2 protein-coding genes are annotated in these 1,512 nt (G+C 67.2%); one reads left to right on the plus strand and one right to left on the minus strand.

Annotated elements, in window-relative coordinates; all coding sequences use genetic code 11:
- On the plus strand, positions 1 to 105 hold a 105-nt coding region (locus A2I95_RS37125), incomplete at its 5' end, for a DUF465 domain-containing protein (protein WP_291737477.1).
- Between the two features lie 189 nt (positions 106 to 294).
- Here the strand turns inward: A2I95_RS37125 and A2I95_RS37130 are convergent.
- Positions 295 to 1,512, minus strand: a 1,218-nt coding sequence (locus A2I95_RS37130; RefSeq protein ID WP_291737476.1) for an FAD-dependent oxidoreductase, incomplete at its 5' end; no start/stop codon positions are given.

Below are 1,512 nucleotides of genomic sequence, written 5' to 3' on the forward strand. Positions count from 1 at the left end.
ACCAGCGACCAGCTGACAATCCGCCGCCTGAAGAAACAAAAGCTCGTCCTCAAGGACAAGATCGCCTTGATCGAAGACCGGCTGACCCCGGATATTATCGCCTGACAATTGCCACCGGACACGGCGCTGGCCTGCCCGGTGCTGTCCGCCCCCTGCCAAAGCTGCCGGGGCTCAGCCGCAGAACGCGGCGTTTCATCACCGCCCTGGTTCTCCCGCCCCCTTGCCTGCGCAGCAAGGCGTTGGGCCCGGCATCGCGCCTGGCGGCGCGCTGAGCGGCGGCGTTTGCGCCACCGTCTAGAGGTCTTTGCAGAGTCTCAGCGCATCATAGATGGCGGCATGCATATTGCGCCCGGAAACCGCATCACCGGCCCGCGCCAGCCAGAAGCTGCCCTGCGGATTGATGGCGGCAAAAGGACTGTCTCCGGCAATCATCGCCTGGTGGTCCAGCTGACCCAAATTGCGCGATTGCGGCTTCAGCGCATGGTAAAGATCGTCCGCAGGGGTGATCCCATGCTCACTGACCACATGATCCGCAACCCGCTCCGTCACTTCGCCGGTCAGGACATGGCGCAGGGTGATACGTTTGCGGCGCCCGTCCGCAACCACGGAAACCGGTTCCAGAAGGCACTCAAACGTGACGCCCTGCCGCACCAGATCGCGCAGCACCACTGCAGAATTGGTCGGCCCCAGATCATGCGCTGCCGTTCGGTCAGGCGTGGCCAGCGTTACTTTGCAACCGGCCTGCGCCATCGCATCCGCGCAGACCAAGGCCGCGTGATCGCCGCATTCATCCAGCAGCAACACCTCGCCTGCGGCCCGCGCCTCGCCGCTCAGCACATCCCAGCCGGAGGTGATCAGATGCCCGCCGGGGATCTCCAACCCTTCCGGCCAGCCGCCCGTGGCCACAATCACTGCGTCCGGGTCCTCGGCCAGCACGTCGTCTGCCTCGGCGTAGGTATTCAGCCGCACCTCAACACCCAGCCGCTCCGCTTCCGAGATCAGCCAGTCCGCCACGCCCCAAATCTGGCGCCGGGTCATGCCCTTGGCCGCCAAGGCAATTTGCCCGCCGAGCCGCCCGCCCGCCTCAAACAGCACCACCTGATGGCCGCGTTCCGCCGCCACCCGCGCCGCCTCCAGCCCGGCCGGACCGCCGCCGGCCACCACCACCTTGCGCCGCTCCGGCGCTGGCGCGATCACATGCGGCATCACCGCCTCGCGCCCTGTGGCTGCATTGTGGCCGCAGACCGCGGGCTTGCCCTGATTGACCCGGTCGACGCAATAGCCCAGCGCCACGCAGGGGCGGATGCGCTCTTCTTCGCCGCGCCGCAGTTTGGCTACCAGATAGGGATCGGCCATATGCGCCCGTGTCATGCCGATCATGTCGGCCTGGCCTTCACGGAGGGCATGGCGGGCGGTGGCGATGTCGGCCACGCCGCCGGCATGAAACACCGGCAGATCCACTGCCTGGCGGATGCGGCCCGCAACGTTCAAATCCGGCGCGGCGGGCAAGCC

Source organism: Leisingera sp. F5 (assembly GCF_001593695.1).